Source organism: Pedobacter superstes, assembly GCF_037622515.1.
GTDB lineage: Bacteria > Bacteroidota > Bacteroidia > Sphingobacteriales > Sphingobacteriaceae > Paradesertivirga > Paradesertivirga superstes.
Genome location: NZ_JBBJCN010000007.1, coordinates 1 through 20445 on the forward strand (window position 1 = coordinate 1; position 20445 = coordinate 20445).

The window sequence follows — 20445 nt, forward strand, 5'->3', positions numbered from 1 at the left end:
CAGGCTTTCGAGGATTTGAATTGCATTAATGTGAATGAGAAGCTGTAGTTCTGTCATTTGCATTTAATATAATTTAGCGAAATTTATAAGATAATGAGCTGGCCTTTTCTTAAGAGAAGGCCAGCTTTATTTTATATCTAGCAATGCTTAAAAGGATGTTTTAATATAGATATTTAAAATGCTCAATTAACAATGGCCTAGTGCATAATAGATTAGTATAAAAATTAATATTGTTGAGAGACATCCTCCACCTAGTTTTTTAGCACCGTAGCCTGCAATCAGTGTTCTGAATAAGTTGTTCATATTAATTTGTTTTTACAGTTTAAATTTATTAACGGTAAAGGAGAATTAAAGTTTGATTGTCTCATTAGTCATTAACTAAACGATGTAAAATTTCAGTTTTGATTTGGTCAGTTGAGTTTTACGCCGTGTTTTTACTTTGAAATTTAGGCCAAAATGATATATGTAGCCAAACAGCTGTTTTAAATCTACATAAGGCTCCAAAAAAGCGACGTTTCAGTAGTCAAAAATCTGGCATTCCAACTCAGCTTACCTACCTTGGTATTATAATTAACCAGATGAAAGTTTACTATGTGAAGTGCAAAAGAGCTCACATAATGGAGGATTCAAATCATTTAAAAACAATTAAGTATTATGAAAAATTTAGTAATTGCTTTATTCATGCTTGCTGCATCAGTTTCTTTTAGCAAAGCACAAGGTGGTGGCCAGGGCGGCTTTCAACAAAGAACTCCAGAGGAAAGGGTTAAAATGCAATTGGAGCGTTTGCCGCAAACTCTTAAATTAACGGATGATCAGAAAACGAAAATTTCTGCAATCTATCTAGGCCAGGCAAAATCCAGGGATAGCCTATTTACAGCTATAGGTCCAAACGGCGACCGCGAGGTTATGCGTACAAAAATGACAGAGATGTCCGCCGCAACAGATAAAAAAGTACTGGTGCTTTTAAGTGAAGAGCAAAAAAAAGCCTATAATGCCTACGTTCAGGAACGTGGTGCCAGAGGTTTTGGAGGTGGCGGTGGTGGACAGCGTCCTCCTCAGGGAAATTAACCTTGTCACCTACAGCAACAGATCTGTTAAGGGGCCATCCAAAAAGGATGGCTTTTTTTTTGCGCTGTAAGTAGAGGTTATCCTAAGAATATTTTAATTCCAAGGAAAATTGCGATTAAGAGAAGAATTACTTCTACAACAATTGTAGCAGTAGCAACGTGGTTAATAATAGAGTTTGCTTTCATATTTGAGGAGTTTAATTTAGTTAAATAAATTTACTGCATAAGTTCCTTATTATCAAATTAATAATAGTTTTTTCTTGAAACTTTTTTTAATTATTGAAAGGTAGCTTTAGGATAATTAAGAATGGATGATTTGGGTCAAAAGCTCAATTTTATTTTCAGCAAAAGCACTTGTTAGTTAACATAAACTTAACATGCCATAAGTGATTATTTAACATTCGCTTAATACTTTTGTATCTCCAAATTAGAGTGTTAATTAATTGAAATGAAAAAAATCGCTTTGTCAATTGCCATTGTAGCTTTCTTAGCTTCATGTGGTGGAAGTAATAAAAAAAGCGTCGGTGATCAGTCCGGCGAAATTAAGGTTGATGGATCAAGTACTGTGTATCCTTTATCGGAAGCGGTTTCTGAAGAGTTCAGAACAGAGCAAGCCGGCGTGAGGGTAACTGTAGGCGAATCAGGAACCGGTGGGGGGTTTAAAAAATTCTCCAGAGGCGAGATTGATATAAATGATGCATCCAGGCCAATAACCGCGGGTGAAATTGAGTCATGTAAAGAAAGCGGTATAGATTTCATTGAGCTTCCCGTAGCGTATGATGGTCTTGCAATAGTTGTTAATAAGGAAAATAATTTTGTTGATTATTTAACAGTGGCCGAACTTAAGAAAATCTGGGAGCCTGCTGCGCAGGGTAAGATCAAAACATGGAACCAGATCCGTACCGGTTTTCCAAATCAGCCAATTAATTTATATGGAGCTGGTACCGCTTCGGGAACATACGACTATTTTACTGAGGCTGTAGTAGGCAAAGCAAAATCATCACGTGGTGATTATAATGCCAGTGAGGATGATAATGTTTTAGTTAAAGGAGTGTCTTCGGATAGAAATGCCTTGGGATATTTTGGCCTTGCATATTATGAGAATAATGCCGACAAGCTAAAACTTGTGCCTATTGATGATGAAGACGATTCTAACGGAAAGGGTGGAATTATTCCTTCCCAGGAAACTGTAAGTAACGGAACATACACTCCTTTATCAAGACCTGAATTTATATATGTAAATGCAAAGTCTGCAGATCGTCCGGAAGTGAAATCCTTCATAACCTTTTATTTAGAAAATGCTCAAACATTAGCCAAAGAGATTGGTTCGGTACCTTTAAGGCCAGAAGTTTATAAGTTGGTTCAGGAAAGATTTGATAAGAAGATAACTGGCTCAGCTTTTGCTAACGGAATAAGCACAATTGGTGTAAATATGGAAGACCTGTTAAAGGCGGAATCGGTTAAATAAATTTTGTTAATTAAAGAGAAAATCTTTGGTTGAGTCAGGCGTTTTCTCTTTAATTAATACTTTCATTGCTGCTTGAAATTAACTGATTCACTCATTATATAGACATGTTAAGCATAAAAGAAAGATTAATAGAAGCTTTCCTTTTTATCTGTAGTTTCCTGACCATACTAATTACACTCGGGATAATTATAGTTCTGGCATCAGAATCAATTAAATTCTTTACAGAAGTTTCTTTCATCGAATTTTTTACAGAAACTGAATGGACTCCACTTTTTGCAAGTAAAAAATTCGGTATTCTGCCTCTTGTTACTGGTACTCTGCTGGTAACATTTATTGCTATTCTGGTTGCATTGCCGCTCGGTCTTACTATTGCGGTCTATCTAAATGAATATGCTAATCAGAAATTTACCGCTGTTGTGAAGCCTTTACTTGAGATTTTAGCAGCCATTCCTACGGTAGTTTATGGCTTTTTCGCTTTAACCTTTGTAACTCCACTTTTGCAGCGATTTTTACCCAATATGTCTGGTTTTAATGCATTGTCAGCCGGTCTGGTGATGGGCGTTATGATTATTCCCTACATCTCTTCATTAAGTGAGGACGCACTAAGGGCTGTCCCTAAATCATTACGGGAGGCCGCTTATGGAATGGGGTCGACCCGTTTACAAACCGCTTTTAAAGTAATGGTTCCTGCCGCATCATCGGGTATTATTGTTTCTGTAATACTGGCAATTTCCAGGGCAATAGGCGAAACGATGATTGTTGCAATAGCAGCCGGACAACAACCGAAACTTACCTTAAATCCTCTTAACTCTCTCGAAACCATTACCACTTATATAGTGCAGGTAAGCATGGGTGATGTGCCCAGAAATTCGATAGAATACAGCACAATCTTTTCAGCCGGGATGACATTATTTGTCTTTACTTTTCTTTTAAACAACGTGAGTTTCTGGATTAAGAGGAAATATTATCAGAAGTATGAATAATTCGCAGCTTAACAGAATAAAAGATACGGCATTTAAATTCTTTGCCATCGCCTGTACCTTCTTTGGATTGCTGGTTCTGGCTGTCCTTTTATACGATATATTGTCAAAAGGGCTTTCCCGTCTTGATTTTGACTTCATTACAAATCTGCCTTCGCGCAGAGCGGCAAATGCGGGAATTTATACGGCTCTTTTGGGTATGATATGGATTTTGATGCTTACCGTATTAATAGCTTTTCCTATAGGCATAGCGGCAGGGATTTATCTTGAGGAATATGGAAAAAGAAACCGTTTTGCAAATTTTATAGAAATTAATATTGCCAACCTTGCCGGTGTACCCTCTATTATTTACGGTATTTTAGGACTGGAATTTTTTGGACGTATTATGGGATTCGGCAATAGTATCCTTACCGGAAGTTTAACATTGTCCTTACTAGTTTTGCCTTTAATTATAGTTTCCACACGCGAAGCAATAAAAGCCGTTCCAAAATCTATGCGGGAAGCAGCATACGGATTAGGAGCTACAAAATGGCAAACAATTTATTCAATTGTGCTGCCCTCATCATTCGGCGGGATACTAACAGGTCTGATTCTCGCTATCTCCAGAGCCATCGGTGAAACAGCTCCTCTTATTGTAATTGGTGCATTGGTTTACGTACCGTTTGCTCCTGCCAGTCCAATGGATGAGTTTACCGTTCTGACAATACAAATATTTAATTGGGTAACCCGTCCGCAGGCCGGCTTTGTTACCAACGCGGCTGCAGCAATTATCATCCTTCTTTTATTTACTTTTATGATGAATGGGATAGCTGTGTTTTTAAGGAACAGATATAATAAAAAAAATAGGTTTTAAATTCGGAAATGCACAAACTTGAAGCAAGAAATATAAATTTATTCTATGGTGAGAAGCAGGCTTTGAAAGATATAAGTATTTCTATAGAAGCCAATACCGTAACCGCTTTTATTGGTCCGTCGGGCTGCGGTAAATCCACATTCCTGCGATGCTTTAACAGGATGAATGATTTGATCGACAACGTGAAAATTTCCGGCGACATATTAATTGACGGTAGAAATATCTATAAAAGCAAAATTAATGTTGACGAACATCGTAAAAAGATTGGTATGGTTTTTCAAAAGCCGAATCCCTTTCCAAAAAGTATTTATGAAAATGTTGCTTTTGGCTTGAGAATAAAAGGAATTAATGATAAGGCCATTCTGGACGAAACGGTTGAACGTTCTCTAAAACAGGCTGCTTTATGGGAAGAAGTGAAGGATGACTTAAAAAAATCAGCATTGTCTCTTTCCGGAGGTCAGCAACAACGTTTATGTATTGCTCGCACGATGGCTGTTGAACCTTCTGTTATATTAATGGATGAACCCGCTTCCGCCCTCGATCCTCTTTCTACTGCTAAGATAGAAGAGCTGATTTATGAGCTTAAAAGCAAATACACTATAGTAATTGTTACGCATAATATGCAGCAGGCTGCACGAATAAGCGATAAAACAGCGTTCTTTTATTTAGGAGAACTTATTGAATATAATACTACTACAACAATTTTTACCAATCCTAAAAAGGAGCAGACACATAATTATATTACTGGCAGATTTGGATAAATCTTTGATATTATGACGCATTTAGAAGAAGAGTTGAAAAATTTAAAGCATGAAATGACCGGAATGGCAGATCTGGTGACCTCTCAAATTCAAAAAAGCCTGACAGCTTTAATTGAAGGAGATAAAGATTTAGCCAGCGAAGTTATTTTTAATGAAAAGCGCGTAAACGCGTATGAACTTTCTCTGGATAAAGAATGCGAAAATATTCTTGCTCTCCTTAATCCATTTGCTACCGATATGCGTTTTGTGTTTGCCACGCTAAAAATTAACAGCAATTTTGAAAGAATTGGAGATAGCGCTGAGGGTATCGCCCAATATATTTTGATGACAGGCGAATGTTTCGATAAAGATCTTTTGAAAATATGCCGGTTTTCTGAAATGGCTGATACTGTGAATATGATGCTTCAATCTATATCGCAGGCTTATGCAAATGGTGATACAAAACTTGCCCGCACCATATTTAACCAGGATAATATATTAGATGATATTAACAAAAGCGCAACCGATGTAATTGCGACGTATTTAAAAGGGAAATCTCCAAATATTCACCAGGCTTTGTATCTGTTAACAATTATTAGAAAATTGGAGCGGGTAGGTGACCACATAACTAATATTGCTGAAGAAATTATCTTCCATATGGAAGCAAAAATATTAAAGCACATTAAAAAAGCAAAGAAACTTGAGGAATAAGCAGAATAGTTTTGCAGAATCAAAAAGCGTTACCGGTCATATCTGGTAGCGCTTTTGTTTTTTGCAGGTATGGATCATTATTCTATGCTGAGATAAAACACACGGCTCTTTATTTACTTTTAACCGGTTTTATACCTTCCGAACTCATCAAAACCCTCTTCATTGTGCCATTGCGATTGTACTTCAAATAGTCAATACAAACAGATCGTCTAAAACTTCCTCCATCCGTGGGAATACCTCCGTTATGGTAAATAAAATACGACTTACCTTTAAATTCAATTATTGCCTGATGATTGGTATTTGAATTTCCGGCTATTTCGTTTAGAATGCCTTTGTACTGCCATGGTCCATGAATGCTGCGACTCATTGCATATGCAATTTTTTCAGGGAACTGGTAGGCATACGATAAGTAGTACCACCCTTTACGTTTATGTACCCATGGAGCCTCAGTAAAATTTGGAAGTTGAATTTCTTTGAAGTCTCCATCGATTTCAATCATGTTGTCTTTCAGCTTTACATAATGCAGTGTAGTGTTTCCCCAAAACAAATAAGCCTGGCCATCATCGTCAATAAAAACTGTAGGATCAATATCATCCCAGCTTATTTTTGCCTTTTTTGTCATGTCATTAGTAATCAGGGCAGCTCCCCTGGCATCTTTGAAAGGTCCTGTAGGGCTGTCAGAAACTGCTACGCCGATAGATTTACCCGGAATAGTATTGTGAGACACTGTAGCAAACCAATAGAATTTTCCGTTTTTTTCAATAACTTGCGAAGCCCAGGCATCATCTTTAGCCCATGAGAAATCTTTTGCACGTAAAGGGACCTCGTGCTCCGTCCACGTAAGCATATCTTTCGAAGAAAAAACCAGCCAGTCATGCATAACATACCCTTCTCTTCTGGGAGGGGCCACATCATGTCCTGTATATAAATATACCTTATCTTTATAAACCAGTGCTGCCGGATCGGCCGTATATTTATGCGAAAAAATGGGATTTCCGCCAGATTTGATAATCGTATCTCTCTCATTTCCAAGAGCAATACCGATATTTCCCGAAATTAAAAGCACGATGCAGGAAAAATTAAATTTCATGGTTTATTTTTAAGTGTCAGTTTTACGCTTATTGATCGCAATATAGACATTGTATCTTTTTTAGCAAATAAAAATTAGCTTTTCCCTTTTGCAAGCGAATTTCCTAACTTAGCCAACTTGTCTTACAGATTTGTAAATGAATACATCTTTTGATTTTGAAAAGCCTATTGCTGATCTGCAGCAGCAAATAGAGAAAGTAAAGCAGGTATCTGAAAAAGCTAAGGTCGACATGTCTGCCACGCTTCTCGAACTTGAAGAAAAGTTGGAAGCAACAAAGCAGCATATCTATACGAATCTTAACGGATGGCAAAATGTTCAGATATCGAGGCATCCGGAACGTCCATATACATTACAATATATTGAAATGATATGCGATGATTTTATCGAAATGCATGGCGACCGCACTGTAAAAGACGATAAAGCTATTGTGGGCGGCTTCGCAACAATTAATGGTCAGACAGTTATGGTTATCGGCCATCAGAAAGGGACCAATACAAAGCTTAGACAGTACCGAAATTTTGGTATGGCGAATCCTGAAGGATATCGTAAAGCTTTACGCCTGATGCGGCTTGCCGAAAAATTCAATAAGCCTGTGGTTACCTTTATTGATACTCCGGGCGCTTTTCCTGGGCTTGAAGCCGAAGAGCGCGGACAAGGTGAAGCAATTGCACGTAATTTGCTTGAAATGTCGGTTTTGAAGGTTCCAATTCTTTGTTTTGTTGTGGGTGAAGGTGCATCAGGAGGAGCCTTAGGAATAGGTATTGGCGATAAAGTGTACATGCTCGAACATACCTGGTATTCTGTTATCTCACCAGAATCATGTTCTTCTATTTTATGGCGCAGCTGGGATTATAAGGAGAAAGCAGCTGAAGTATTAAAGCTTACAGCCGAAGATATGTATGCTAACGGCCTGGTAGACGGAATAATACCTGAGCCACTGGGAGGTGCTCATCATGATCCTCAAACTATGGCCGAAACAATTAAAGCTAAAATAATAGAGGATTTTGCTATCCTGAGAAATAAAGATATTGATCAGGTTATTAATGAACGCATAGAAAAATTCTGTGCCATGGGAGTGGTATCAGAATAATATAAAACTCGTTAAAAAGACAAAAGCCCGGAAAATTTCCGGGGCATTCTCTTTTTATAGCTTATTCTTATTGAGCATTGATTTACTGCAGGCTTCCCATTAATCTTGATTCAAGAGATTTATATTGATTCTTGAGTTTGGTGTTTAATGCCGTCTGTTTATGTTTCTCTGTTACTTTAATCAATTCATTAAATACAGAGGCACCCAGTTGCATATCATTCGATGACTGTCCGCCTTTAGCCTCAACAAGGTAGTTAAGCTCGGCCAGAATATAATTTGCTGTATTTTCAACGAGTTTATTTGCCCGCTGGGTTTCATTTACCTGATAAAGTAAATCAGCTGTATAGTATTTATGAAGAATAAAATAGAATAAATAATTCTTCTCCGGTATTACTTCCTGCGATCTTAACATTACCTTTCTTGCTTCCTCGGTTTTGCCCTCTTTTAAAAGGCTTTCTGCAAGCTGGTTAAAGCTTTTGATGATGATAGCAATCATGCGTGTTGATTCAGGATCCAGGTAGGAAGCATCCTTAATATTGCCCCACTTGAATTTATTCATCATGTTATTATACATGGCTTCGGTTTCAATTAATTCCTCAGCACGGCCGGTGGAATCTACTGCCTCAATGGGTTTTAACGGCAATAATCGATAGGCAAAACCTTCATTATACAAGTATTTCTGCAAGCCGATATAGTTGTCGGCAGGTACAGTAACGGCAAAATATATTGGACGTTTCCAGTTATTATGAGCAAGTATGTCAAACATCGCCAGTTCTGCCTTGCTAACATAATCTTTGTTATATGTCCACTCCAGAGTCGAAAGAATGTTTGCCTGCTGGCTTGCTTTTACGGTCTTGCTCGCAAGTACCTGATTTGGATTGATTGTGATTTTTAAATTCTTTGTTGGAAGAATATTTTCTTTGCTGCCATCCTGCATAGGCACTTTGTCACTTTCTTCGTCGGATGTAAGGACATCAAAAAGGGTCTTCAGCTCTACCGCACCATCTATTTTATAATCATAAAATCGGATAACATCTCTTACGCCCTGAACAAATTTATTATCGGGCATGGTGATAGGCAGCGGCTCCGCCTGGTTCACCTTTTCCTTCATCTGACGGATATACCAGTCTGTTCCCAATAAACTTAAATTAACTATTCTTATATCCGGACGGATTCCTTCAACTTCCTGAACATACCAAAGAGGGTAGGTGTCATTATCGCCGTAAGTGAATAAAATAGCATTTGGAGCGCATGATTCAAGATAATCTATTGCAAAGTCTCTGGCGGTTGTCTTTTCAGATCGGTCGTGATCGTTCCAGCCTTCTTTTGCCATTAATACGGGTGCAGCCAGTAATCCTATAACTGTGGCTGCTATCCCTGCAGTAGAAGCCGTAAGCTTTTTCCTGAGCATTTCTGCAATAGCAGCGACACCCAAACCAATCCAGATAGTAAAAGCATAAAATGACCCCGCATAGGCATAGTCACGTTCACGAGGTTGCAATGGATTCTGATTGAGGTACAATAATATGGCAATACCTGTAAAGAAAAATAGTAAGCCTACAACTCCCGCATCTTTTTGATCTCGTTTAAAGTGCCAATAGGCCCCGATCAAACCTAAAATCAAAGGAAGGAAGTAAAAGGTATTATGCGCATTATTATCCTTAATGCTCGGGGGAAGATCGTCTTGCGAACCCAGGTGCAGAGCGTCGAGTGGCTTAATTCCGCTTATCCAGTTCCCGCTAGTATTATTTCCATGTCCCTGATCATCATTTTGGCGGCCTACAAAATTCCAGAAAAAATATCTGGCGTACATAAAGCCTGTTTGATAACTAAATAAGAATCCCAGGTTGTGAGCAAAATTTGGTGACTGACCCTCATCTAATTTCATCCATTCACGATAAAAACTCACATGCTGTGGGTCGTCGCTATACATTCTCGGTAACAAAGTATTTCGGTCGTATACGTAATCATACTTTTTACCCGCAACTTCATATTTTTGATCTCCCTTACGAAAGATATTTCCTTTTTCCTTATAATCAACACGTTGAGAGTCAAAATACTGGCCATACAATAAGGGTCTGTCTCCGTATTGTTCGCGGTTTAAATAACTTAATAATGCAAAAACGTTGTCAGGATCGCTGTTATTTAAGGTTGGATTAGCTTTAGCACGGATAACAATCATTGCGTAAGAACTATATCCTAACAAAATGAACACTGTACAGATTAGTGCTAAATTCAGAATCGGTTTTGCTTTGCGAATCGAGTAAAAAATTCCATAGGTTATTCCGGCAATAACTAATAAAGCGAATAAAAGAGATCCAGAACCAAAGCCGAGGCCGAGCGTATTTACAAAAAACAGATCGAAATAGGCTGCGAATTTTACCAGGTATTGTATAATACCATATTGTATTACTCCTAAAATGATTATACCAATTAAGAGAGTTAGCAGCGTTCCTTTGGAAGTAGGTTTAGGAGTCCGTTTAAAATAGTAAACCAGGGCAATTGCCGGAATTGCAAGAAGGTTTAATAAATGCACACCTATTGACAGGCCCATGATATATGCAATAAATATCAGCCATTTGTCTGCATCAGAATCCTCCGCATGGTGTTCCCATTTTAAAATCGCCCAGAAAACTATTGCTGTACAAAGAGAGGATAGGGCATAAACTTCGGCCTCAACGGCAGAGAACCAAAATGTATCAGAAAAAGTATAAGCCAGGGCACCAACCAGGCCCGAGCCCATTATGGTAATTAATTCAGTTTTTGATAATTCAGCGTCTTTAGATCGGTAAACTTTTCGAACTAATGCGGTAATGGTCCAGAAAAGAAATAAAATTGTGGCTGCACTCGCTAATGCAGAGCTCATATTCATCCAGAATGCTACCTGACTTTTATCGCTGGCAAGCAGAGAAAAAACTTTGGCAATCATAATAAATAATGGAGCTCCCGGTTGATGAACCACCTGTAATTTATACGCAGAAGCTATAAACTCGCCGGTATCCCAGAAACTGGTAGTCGGTTCTAAGGTCAATGTGTAGGTAATCGCTGCTATAAGAAAGCACAGCCAGCCAAGAAGATTATTGATTTTAGTATATTGCATAGTTTATTATCATACTCGCTAAAGCGATATAGACGCCGAAAATAGTGAATAGTATTTAAATACCAATCCAGATTATTAAGGTTTAACATTTTTTAAGAATTGCTAATTCCAATAAAAATAAAAAACAAAATACTTTTGCTGTTATCATTTTATCCCTCTATATTTGCACACCATTTCAAAAGGACGCTTTTGTTTGGAGATTGCCCGATAGTATAAAGGTAGTACGACGGTTTTTGGTACCGTTTGTCTAGGTTCGAATCCTGGTCGGGCAACATTAAAATTCCGAATTTCGGATAGCAACTGAATGCTTCTTTTTAATCTGAAAATATTTCCGAAATCTAAAATTTGCAAATCCGAAATAAATTATGCCACTGCAGTTTAATCCAGTTAAGTTATTTGCAGGTTCTGGAACAACCGAACTTGCTGATAAAATAGCTAACGCATATGGAAAACAGTTAGGCGATGTGAAGTTATCACGATTTAGTGATGGCGAAATCCAGCCTTCTTTCGATGAAACCGTTCGTGGTTGCGATGTTTTCCTTATCCAGTCTACTTGCCAGCCTTACGATAACCTTATTGAGCTTCTTCTGTTAACGGATGCAGCTAAACGCGCCTCAGCTCACTATATCACCGTGGTAATTCCATATTTCGGAATGGCCAGACAGGATAGAAAGGATAAGCCCAGGGTTGCAATTGGTGCTAAATTATTTGCGAATTTAATTGTAGCTGCCGGTGCTCATAGAATAATGACCATGGATCTTCATGCAGCCCAGATCCAGGGATTTTTTGATATCCCGGTAGATCATTTAGACGCATCAGTTATTTTCGTTCCTTATATTAAAAGCCTTAATCTACCTAATATTACCATTGCATCTCCGGATATGGGTGGCTCATATCGGGCAAGAACATTTGCGAAGTTTTTTAACGCTGAAGTTATCATATGCGATAAGCGCAGGAAGCGAGCCAATGAGATAGAGTCGATGTCAATTATTGGAGATGTGACCGGACGTGATGTTGTGTTGATCGATGACATTTGTGATACTGCAGGCACATTGTCAAAAGCCGCTGGCCTTATTATGGAAAGTGGTGCGAACAGCGTTAGAGCAGTGTGTACGCATCCGGTTTTATCTGGAAAAGCGTATGAAACTATTGAGAAATCTGTATTAACAGAATTAATAGTTACAAATACTATCCCGTTGAAACAGCAGTCGGAAAAAATCAGAGTGCTTTCAACAGCAGATTTATTTGCAAAAGCAATTGCTAATGTGAATGAGCATGGGTCTATTTCGGATCTGTTTAGAGTAGAAGAATAATACTTATAAAGGCAAATGCTGAAGTCAAAGTGACCACAGCGGCTGCCTATAGATTTTTTTAAATTTTTAATTTTAACTTTAATTTAATTATCATGAACTCTATCGCTATTAGCGGTTCTCCTAGAGAGAACGTAGGGAAACGCGATGCTAAAGAGCTGCGTTACGAAGGAAAAGTACCAGCAGTTTTGTATGGCGGAAAACAACAATTACATTTTGCAGTAGAGAAAACTGCTTTAAAAGACTTGATTTACTCTGCTGATGTGATGTTTGTAGATCTTGATGTTGCCGGAACTAAAGTTCAAGCTATTCTTCAGGATGCACAGTTTCATCCGTTAACTGAAGAAATTTTACACATTGATTTTTTTCAGCTTGATCAAAACAAGCCCTTGGTTATGCAAATCCCTGTTAAATTAACCGGAACTTCTCCTGGTGTTAAAATGGGTGGTAAACTAGTGCAGAAATTACGTAAGCTTCGTGTTAAGGCTTTAACTAAAGATATGCCACAGTATGTTGAAGTGAGCATTGAGCCTTTAGAAGTAGGTAAATCTGTACGTGTACGTGATTTGAAATTTGATAAATTCGAAATCACTAACACTCCCGAGGATACTATTGTATCAGTAACTACTTCTCGTGCTTTAAGACAAGCAGAGCAGGAAGCAGCTGGTAAAAAATAAACCTCGCCAACCTCTTAAAGGTGGGTGCAAATCGAATAAAAAAAGCTTCCTTTTAAAGGGAGCTTTTTGCTTTTGAAGATGAATCTTTTTCCTTCTCCTTTTATCTTATACCTTTTACCTTTACGATATGAAATACCTCATCGTCGGCTTAGGAAACATAGGTTCCGAATATGCTGATACCCGCCATAATATTGGTTTCATGGTGGCAGATGCACTTGCTAAAAAAGCTTCTGTACAATTTTCGAATATGCGATTAGCCTATTACGCAGAATACAATTTTAAGGGAAGAAGCATCCATATTATTAAGCCTACCACCTATATGAATTTGAGCGGAAAATCCATGAATTACTGGATGCAGCAGTTGAAAATTCCTCTAGAAAACGTTTTGGTTATTATTGACGATCTGGCAATACCTTTTGAATCAATAAGATTAAAGCCAAAAGGAAGTAATGCCGGGCATAATGGCTTAAAGAGTATAGAGGCTGCAGTGGGCACACAAGATTATGCTCGTTTACGCTTTGGCATTGGGGATAATTATCCAAAAGGACGTCAGGTTGATTATGTACTAAGTGCTTTTGATGATGACGAACTGCCCGCTTTGCCGGCGCTAATTGATAGATGTATTGAAATGATTGAAAGTTTTGTAACAGTGGGTATCGGGCTGACAATGACGCGGTATAATAAATAAAAATTGATCATTCTCTTAATCTTATTTAATGAAAGTTTACGGAATAAAAAATTGCGATACCGTTAAGAAAGCCCTGAAATGGTTAGATGATCATAATGTTAGGTATGAGTTTCACGATTTTAAAAAATCAGGAATATCAGAAGAGAAATTAGAGGAATGGTCTGCTAAGATTGGATGGGAATCCTTAGTAAATAAACGTGGAACTACCTGGAAAAAGTTAGATGTCGCAACTCAGAGTCAGATTAATAACAAGGTGGATGCATTCAGATTAATGCGGGATAAAACTTCGGTTATTAAACGGCCGGTGCTGGAAACCGAAGAAAAAGTGGTGATGGGTTTTGACGAAGCTACTTACCAGGATACTCTGGGCTAAAAACAATATTTTAAAATATGACTTTATTCTAAACCCTTATATTTAGTAAAATCGGGATTACATTATATTGAAAGCAGAAATTAATTGTATTTTTTTGCTCGTTTTAAGTTAAACTATGTTCAGATTGAATTTTAATGCTCTTGTTTCGCTGTTGTTTATAATCACATCCTCATTTGCCCAGCAAACAAATACCTCTACAAATACTCAGATACAAAGCAGATATCAATACAATGATGCTTTTGGCCCATTATTTTATACTACCAACGGTAATGAATACCGGACGGGAAGTGGTAAACCAGGACCATTGTATTGGCAGAATCGTGCCGACTATCAAATCAATGTACGGTTAAACGAAATTAGCAATGAGATTTCAGGAACTGAAGTTATAACTTATACCAATAACAGTCCCGATAACCTGGAGTTTTTATGGATGCAGCTCGATCAGAATTTATTTAAACAGGATTCTAAGGGAAATGCGATTATTCCAACCACCGGGAGCAGGAATGGTGCAAAGGGGCAGGTATTTGATGGTGGATTTAAGATAAAGTCGGTTAAGCTCGTTTCATCGGAAACCGACTTGAAATACACCATTAATGATACGAGAATGCAAGTGTTCTTACCCTCAGATCTTAAAGCAAAAGGCGGACAGGTCAAAGTAAGAGTTGAATTCTCATTCATCTCTCCGGATTATGGATCTGACCGCATGGGGGTTCAGGATACTAAAAACGGAAAGATATTTACCGTAGCGCAATGGTTTCCAAGAATGTTTGTATATGATGATGTGGCGGGATGGAATGTTGTCCCTTATGTTGGCCCGAGTGAATTTTATCTTGATTACGGAAATTATGACGTAAGTATCACCGCTCCTGCAAGTCATATTGTGGTTGCTTCGGGTGAACTTCTGAATCCTAAAGACGTGTACACCTCTGAACAACAAAAGTTGTGGGAAGAGGCCGCGAAAAGTGATAAAACAATAATCGTGCGTTCATCGAAAGATGTTACGAAACCCGCATCAAGACCATCAGGTAAATCCGAATTAACCTGGAAATTTAGAATTGAAAATTCCCGTGATTTTGCATGGGCTTCGTCGGCGTCATTTATTATTGATGCTGCACGTATAAATCTTTCCGGTAATAAGAAATCTCTGGCGATCTCTGCTTATCCTGCAGAAAGTTCAGGGAACAATGCATGGAGCAGATCTACCGAATATATCAAAGCATCGATAGAAATAAATTCGCAAAAATGGCTTGATTATCCTTATCCAGCTGCAACAAATGTTGCGGGTATTGTTGGTGGTATGGAATATCCCGGAATAGTTTTTTGCGACTGGAAGGCAAAAAACGGTGCACTTTGGGGAGTTACCGATCATGAATTCGGGCATACCTGGTTTCCTATGATTGTGGGGTCGAACGAGCGTTTTCATGCCTGGATGGATGAAGGGTTTAATACTTTTATAAACTCATCAGCAGCTGATGCCTTTAATAAAGGTGAGTATAAAGAGAAACCCCGCGATATGCATCAATGGGCAGCAATTCTTACTAATCCTCAACTGGAGCCTGTAATGACGAGTCCTGATAACATGAAAGAATCAAATATTGGCTTGCTTGCGTACTACAAACCAGCCTTAGGATTAACCTTGTTGCGAGAGCAGATTTTGGGACCCGAAAGATTCGACAGGGCTTTTAAAGCGTACATTGATCGTTGGGCTTATAGGCACCCAACTCCGAATGATTTTTTCAGGACTATGGAAAATGTGGCAGGAGAAAATTTGTCGTGGTTTTGGCGTGGCTGGTTTCTTCATAACTGGCGATTAGATCAGGGTGTTTTAAGCGTGACTTATGTTAAGAACAATCCCAGCAATGGATCATTAATAACGGTTGCGAATTACGATAAAATGCCTTTTCCAATGATTTTGGAAATTAAAACCAAAAGTGGAAAAATTTCACGCACAACTTTGCCCGTAGAAATCTGGCAAAGGAACGTTAGCTGGACTTTCCAATACCCTTCTACCGAAGAAATTATTTCGGTTACATCAGATCCTGATCATGTATTTCCTGATCATAATAGCGGTAATGATGTATGGAAGGCGCAATAAGGATGGGGTTAACCGGAGAAGTCTGATTCTGATATCGCACTTCCTCGCTTAAAGGGATCATTTACCTGGTAAATATCCTACTGCTATTAATTCTTTGTAGTAGAAGAGAAACTAAATCGATGATACCTTCGTACTTATCTAAGAGGAGGAGATCAGAGTGCTTTTAAAGACAAAAAGAATTGATGAAGTGGAGTTGATGGAATTAGCAAGAGAAAGAATTAAGCTTTACGCAAAACCACAGGATGATTATTGTTTTATCCCTTATTTAGATGTGCCGTTGGCAAAAATTAAATATTTTAAATTTAAGCTGGTAAATAAGAGATGGTTGTTGATCTAAATAGTATTTAAAATCAACTCATGCGGTTCGAATAAATTTAAACAGCGTCTGCGTTTACAAAATCCAAATGGTTCATAACGGCTTTCAATTCTCCGTATGATATGTCAGGCCCCAATGCTGTTTTTGTTTCTCCGGTAGTTAATCCGGGATGTTGAATGATTTGCGCCATGATTTTGGCGACTTTTACTTTGGATACAAGCTCAAAAACCGATATCTCACCCGAACCAATATAATGTGCCAGATGTCCTTCTATAGTAGTAGCGCTGAATCCTCTTAGTTGAGCAATTTCGAGAATCGTTTTTCCTTCTTTATATAAATCGAACGAAACTTTCTTTGTGTCAATCTTATTCTTCTCCTCTATAATTGTAATTCGCATAGGTGATCTTTCGATATCTTTTTTATTACAGTAGGAGTTTATCATTTCGAGAATTTCAAGGCCATACTGTTTCACTTTCATTTTGCCAATGCCTTTAATAGATTCCAGTTCGGCAAAGTTTGAAGGTAATTTTTCTACTAACTCAACTAATGACTTTTGCGGTAATACAATATACACCGGAACATTTCTCTCAGTGGCCAGGGTGTCACGCCAGCTTTTAACAGTTGAGTAGAGTTCTGGATGAGGTATTTTTTCCGCGACCCGGACATGATTTGTTTGTGCACTTTTAGTTTCTGAAGTATAATCTATTTCGGCGTTTACTTTGATTTGAAGATAAGACAAGGTACTGAATCCGTTTAATCCCGCTTTAAGTCCTGCTCTTTTAATAAATACTTCTTTTTGAAGATTTTCCAGTGCTTCTTTCAGGCTGGATCTCACAGCCTTATTGTCCGAATCGGTATTTAGTTTTTTTAAACCGAGGTATAGAATGTTCTCTGTCTTTTCAAGAAAGTATGTACATCCTTTTTTAACTCTCTCCTGCAGTTCGACGTTATCTTCAGGTAAGCTATCAGAGCAAAATAAGTTATTCAGATGCTTTTTAAATGTGTCTGCAACTTCATAGATCTCTTTTTCATCCGCTTGTTTTATAGATTTTAATTCTTCAGTCAATTGAGGAGAAACAGTTGCATAGTTATCTTCTGCTACTTTCTTTAAATAAAAGAGCTTGCTTTTCAAAGAATTAAAATCGAACAATTCATATAGTAAAGATTTCTGAAAATCAACTTTAGAGGCCTTTAAATGCATTTCATCAGGCTCGTTCTCATTTGCGTTTTTAGTATAGGTCGCAACTGTTCCATCTGTACGAACACTATTAAAAGATATCGGAGAACGGAGTACCATGCCTTCAAAACTTTTGCAACGACTCAATGCCACATAAACCTGACCGTGGGCAAAGGCTGCATTAGCATCAATTATAGCCCGTTCAAAAGTCAGACCCTGACTTTTGTGTATCGTTATTGCCCAGGCAAGTTTTAATGGATATTGAATAAACCGGCCTACAACTTTTTCTGAAACCTCTTTGGTTTCGGAATTTAATTCGTAGGTGATGTTTGTCCAGTCAATCGGTTCCACGGCAATTTCATTAAAGTCTCCCGGGCATTTAACATAAATCACTCCCTCGTTAATTCGGGCTACCTTTCCAATTTTGCCATTATAAAAAAGTCGGTCACGAGAAGGATCGTTTTTAGCGAACATCACCTGCGATCCGGTTTTTATCTCAAGTTCTGGTACTGTTGGGAAAGAATAGGCAGGAAAATCTCCTTCAATAGTGGCATTAAATTTATATGCCGTTTCTTGTATCTCTGCCAGCTTTCGCTCATTAATTTCATGCGCCGAGCTGTTATGAGTAGTTAACGTTATATAACCTTCATCTTCAGACGGTTTAAAATCCTTCACATAACGTTGATTTAATTGAGTTAAAACTTCCTCATCTATTTTATTTTCTCTTACGCGATTTAAAAGGTCGATAAAATATGTATCAGACTGCCGGTAGATGTGTTTAAGCTCAATATTTACATGCGAGGTTTTTTTTAGCGCCCTGCTATTAAAAAAGTATAAGTTTGGATAAAAGTCTTTTAAAATCTGCCAGTCTTCATCCTTTACAACCGGCGAAAGCTGATGTAAATCTCCGATCATTAAAAGCTGCACTCCGCCAAAAGGCTTTCCGTGATCTTTAAATCGCCTTAAAACTTCATCAATACTATCCAGAGTATCGGCTCTAACCATGCTTATCTCATCAATAACAAGTAAATCAAGACTCTTAATAAGATTTATTTTTTCACGGTGAAACCGTTTTAGCTGCTGATTTTTGTTTTCGGGAATAAAGGGCCCGAAAGGTAATTGAAAAAAGGAATGTATAGTTACGCCTCCGGCATTAATAGCAGCTACTCCGGTTGGAGCAACAATAGCCATCCGCTTAAGCGATGATTTTTTCAAATTATGAAGAAATGTTGTTTTCCCTGTACCAGCCTTACCAGTCAAAAAGATATTTTTATCTGTGAATTGAACAAAGTTGTAAGCTAAATCCAGCTGAGGATTTTGTATCATAAGATTAAATATAGGTTTCAGACAGGCAAGATAAAAAAAATATTTTCCGAAAAAACTAAAATAATTAGTAGTTGTATGTCCCTTTTATTGATACGAGGGCCGGTTTATAGTCCTAATGCCAGCGCAGTATGAGCGGAATGCGGGTCTTCACGTCGATAATACCGCAAGCTATGGTTTTCCAATAAGGGGTTAATTATCAATTTATTCCGTCATATAGACGATTCTAAACTTTCTAAATTTTTACTTCACAAAAGCCCTGTATTAATTTTTCTTTCAACCCCTTGATTATCATATTTATTTCCCTACTTTTGCAGTCCCAATTTTATCTGCCATAGGTGTGGCCTGATATGGGGTAATTAATAAAAAAAACTGCTAAAAAAACTAAATGCCTACTATTCAACAATTAGTTAGGAAAGGTAGAGTAGCTCTGGAGGATAAAAGTAAATCCCCAGCGTTGGACAGCTGTCCACAGCGAAGAGGCGTGTGTACCCGTGTATACACTACTACCCCTAAAAAACCAAACTCAGCAATGCGTAAAGTTGCCCGTGTACGTTTAACAAACGGAAAGGAGGTAAATGCTTACATTCCTGGAGAAGGTCACAACTTACAAGAGCACTCAATCGTATTGATTCGTGGTGGTCGTGTTAAAGATTTACCAGGTGTGCGTTATCACATCATCCGTGGTGCTTTAGATACTTCCGGTGTTGCCGGACGTAACCAACGCCGCTCTAAATACGGAACTAAGAGACCGAAACCAGGACAAGTTGCAGCTCCTGCTAAAGGCGCAGCAAAAGGTAAAAAGAAATAATTAAGGAGGATATTAGAAATGAGAAAGTCAAAACCAAAAAAAAGAATCCTTCTGCCAGATCCGAAGTTTAACGACGTGATGGTAACCCGTTTCGTAAACAATATGATGTACGACGGAAAAAAATCAATTGCTTATTCTATTTTCTATGATGCTGTTGAACTGGTTGAGAAAAAAACCAGCGAAAGCGGATTAGAAGCATGGAAAAAAGCTTTAAACAATGTTATGCCTGCTGTTGAGGTTAAGTCTCGTCGTGTAGGTGGTGCTAACTTCCAGGTTCCAACCGAAGTTCGTCCGGAGCGTAAAATTGCTTTAGGAATGAAATGGTTGATCCTTTACGCTCGTCGTCGTGGTGAAAAAACCATGATGGAGAAATTGGCTGGAGAGATTATGTCTGCTTCTAAAGGTGAAGGTGCTGCTGTGAAGAAAAAAGAAGATACTCACAAAATGGCTGAAGCTAACAAGGCGTTTTCACACTTCCGCTTCTAAATAAAGGAGATTACACAGATTACACAGATTTTTTTTACACCGATTGTTATCAATAATCGGTGTAATCCTTTAAATCGGTGAAATCCAAAT

At 38.1% G+C, this 20445-nt stretch carries 17 protein-coding genes and 1 tRNA gene; 15 read left to right on the top strand and 3 right to left on the bottom strand.

Annotation, left to right across the window (positions count from 1 at the left end):
• Window positions 1-654: 654 nt before the first annotated feature.
• From WG906_RS16390 to phoU, 6 genes are all read left to right on the top strand, one after another.
• The gene (locus tag WG906_RS16390; protein WP_339993927.1) at window positions 655-1068 is read left to right on the top strand and encodes a DUF4890 domain-containing protein; all 414 of its coding nucleotides are present in this window, start codon (window positions 655-657) and stop codon (window positions 1066-1068) included.
• A 447-nt stretch (window positions 1069-1515) separates the two neighbouring features.
• The gene (locus WG906_RS16395) at window positions 1516-2535 is read left to right on the top strand and encodes a PstS family phosphate ABC transporter substrate-binding protein (protein ID WP_339993928.1); all 1020 of its coding nucleotides are present in this window, start codon (window positions 1516-1518) and stop codon (window positions 2533-2535) included.
• 104 nt (window positions 2536-2639) lie between these two features.
• The gene (pstC, locus tag WG906_RS16400; protein WP_339993929.1) at window positions 2640-3518 is read left to right on the top strand and encodes a phosphate ABC transporter permease subunit PstC; all 879 of its coding nucleotides are present in this window, start codon (window positions 2640-2642) and stop codon (window positions 3516-3518) included.
• Window positions 3511-4368, top strand: a complete 858-nt coding sequence (gene pstA, locus WG906_RS16405) for a phosphate ABC transporter permease PstA (protein WP_339993930.1) — start codon at window positions 3511-3513, stop codon at window positions 4366-4368. The genes pstC and pstA overlap by 8 nt, the downstream gene beginning before the upstream one ends.
• Before the next feature lie 8 nt (window positions 4369-4376).
• Complete coding sequence (pstB, locus tag WG906_RS16410; protein WP_339993931.1) at window positions 4377-5129, top strand: phosphate ABC transporter ATP-binding protein PstB; 753 nt, start codon at window positions 4377-4379, stop codon at window positions 5127-5129.
• A gap of 12 nt (window positions 5130-5141) precedes the next feature.
• Window positions 5142-5819 carry a phosphate signaling complex protein PhoU gene (phoU, locus tag WG906_RS16415; RefSeq protein WP_339993932.1) on the top strand — a complete coding sequence of 226 codons (678 nt, stop codon included), beginning with the start codon at window positions 5142-5144 and terminating at the stop codon, window positions 5817-5819.
• A gap of 109 nt (window positions 5820-5928) precedes the next feature.
• On the opposite strand, the gene WG906_RS16420 is transcribed toward phoU, so the two are convergent.
• Window positions 5929-6909: a glycoside hydrolase family 43 protein gene (locus tag WG906_RS16420; RefSeq protein WP_339993933.1), complete on the bottom strand. Its 981-nt coding sequence runs from the start codon at window positions 6907-6909 to the stop codon at window positions 5929-5931.
• 136 nt (window positions 6910-7045) lie between these two features.
• Between WG906_RS16420 and WG906_RS16425 the strand changes: the two genes are divergently transcribed.
• On the top strand, window positions 7046-7999 hold the full coding sequence (locus WG906_RS16425) for an acetyl-CoA carboxylase carboxyltransferase subunit alpha (protein WP_339993934.1): 954 nt from the start codon (window positions 7046-7048) through the stop codon (window positions 7997-7999).
• An 82-nt stretch (window positions 8000-8081) separates the two neighbouring features.
• On the opposite strand, the gene WG906_RS16430 is transcribed toward WG906_RS16425, so the two are convergent.
• Window positions 8082-11099, bottom strand: coding sequence for a glycosyltransferase family 117 protein (locus tag WG906_RS16430; RefSeq protein ID WP_339993935.1), 3018 nt, complete (start codon window positions 11097-11099; stop codon window positions 8082-8084).
• Window positions 11100-11300: 201 nt separating this feature from the next.
• Between WG906_RS16430 and WG906_RS16435 the strand changes: the two genes are divergently transcribed.
• The 6 genes from WG906_RS16435 (at window position 11301) to WG906_RS16460 (ending at window position 16242) form a co-directional block, all read left to right on the top strand.
• A tRNA-Gln gene (locus WG906_RS16435) sits at window positions 11301-11371 on the top strand.
• A gap of 93 nt (window positions 11372-11464) precedes the next feature.
• The gene (locus tag WG906_RS16440; protein WP_339993936.1) at window positions 11465-12412 is read left to right on the top strand and encodes a ribose-phosphate pyrophosphokinase; all 948 of its coding nucleotides are present in this window, start codon (window positions 11465-11467) and stop codon (window positions 12410-12412) included.
• Between the two features lie 92 nt (window positions 12413-12504).
• Window positions 12505-13086: a 50S ribosomal protein L25/general stress protein Ctc gene (locus WG906_RS16445; protein ID WP_339993937.1), complete on the top strand. Its 582-nt coding sequence runs from the start codon at window positions 12505-12507 to the stop codon at window positions 13084-13086.
• 127 nt (window positions 13087-13213) lie between these two features.
• Complete coding sequence (gene pth, locus WG906_RS16450; RefSeq protein WP_339993938.1) at window positions 13214-13774, top strand: aminoacyl-tRNA hydrolase; 561 nt, start codon at window positions 13214-13216, stop codon at window positions 13772-13774.
• 28 nt (window positions 13775-13802) lie between these two features.
• Window positions 13803-14147 carry an ArsC family reductase gene (locus WG906_RS16455; protein WP_339993939.1) on the top strand — a complete coding sequence of 115 codons (345 nt, stop codon included), beginning with the start codon at window positions 13803-13805 and terminating at the stop codon, window positions 14145-14147.
• Between the two features lie 115 nt (window positions 14148-14262).
• On the top strand, window positions 14263-16242 hold the full coding sequence (locus tag WG906_RS16460; protein WP_339993940.1) for a M1 family metallopeptidase: 1980 nt from the start codon (window positions 14263-14265) through the stop codon (window positions 16240-16242).
• Window positions 16243-16616: 374 nt separating this feature from the next.
• On the opposite strand, the gene WG906_RS16465 is transcribed toward WG906_RS16460, so the two are convergent.
• Entirely contained in the window at window positions 16617-19061 is a 2445-nt protein-coding gene (locus WG906_RS16465; protein WP_339993941.1) for an HRDC domain-containing protein, read from the bottom strand.
• Window positions 19062-19446: 385 nt separating this feature from the next.
• Between WG906_RS16465 and rpsL the strand changes: the two genes are divergently transcribed.
• A complete protein-coding gene (gene rpsL / locus WG906_RS16470; RefSeq protein ID WP_339993942.1) occupies window positions 19447-19869 on the top strand; it encodes a 30S ribosomal protein S12 in 423 nt (140 codons plus the stop codon).
• Between the two features lie 18 nt (window positions 19870-19887).
• Entirely contained in the window at window positions 19888-20355 is a 468-nt protein-coding gene (gene rpsG / locus WG906_RS16475) for a 30S ribosomal protein S7 (protein WP_339993943.1), read from the top strand.
• Window positions 20356-20445 lie beyond the last annotated feature (90 nt).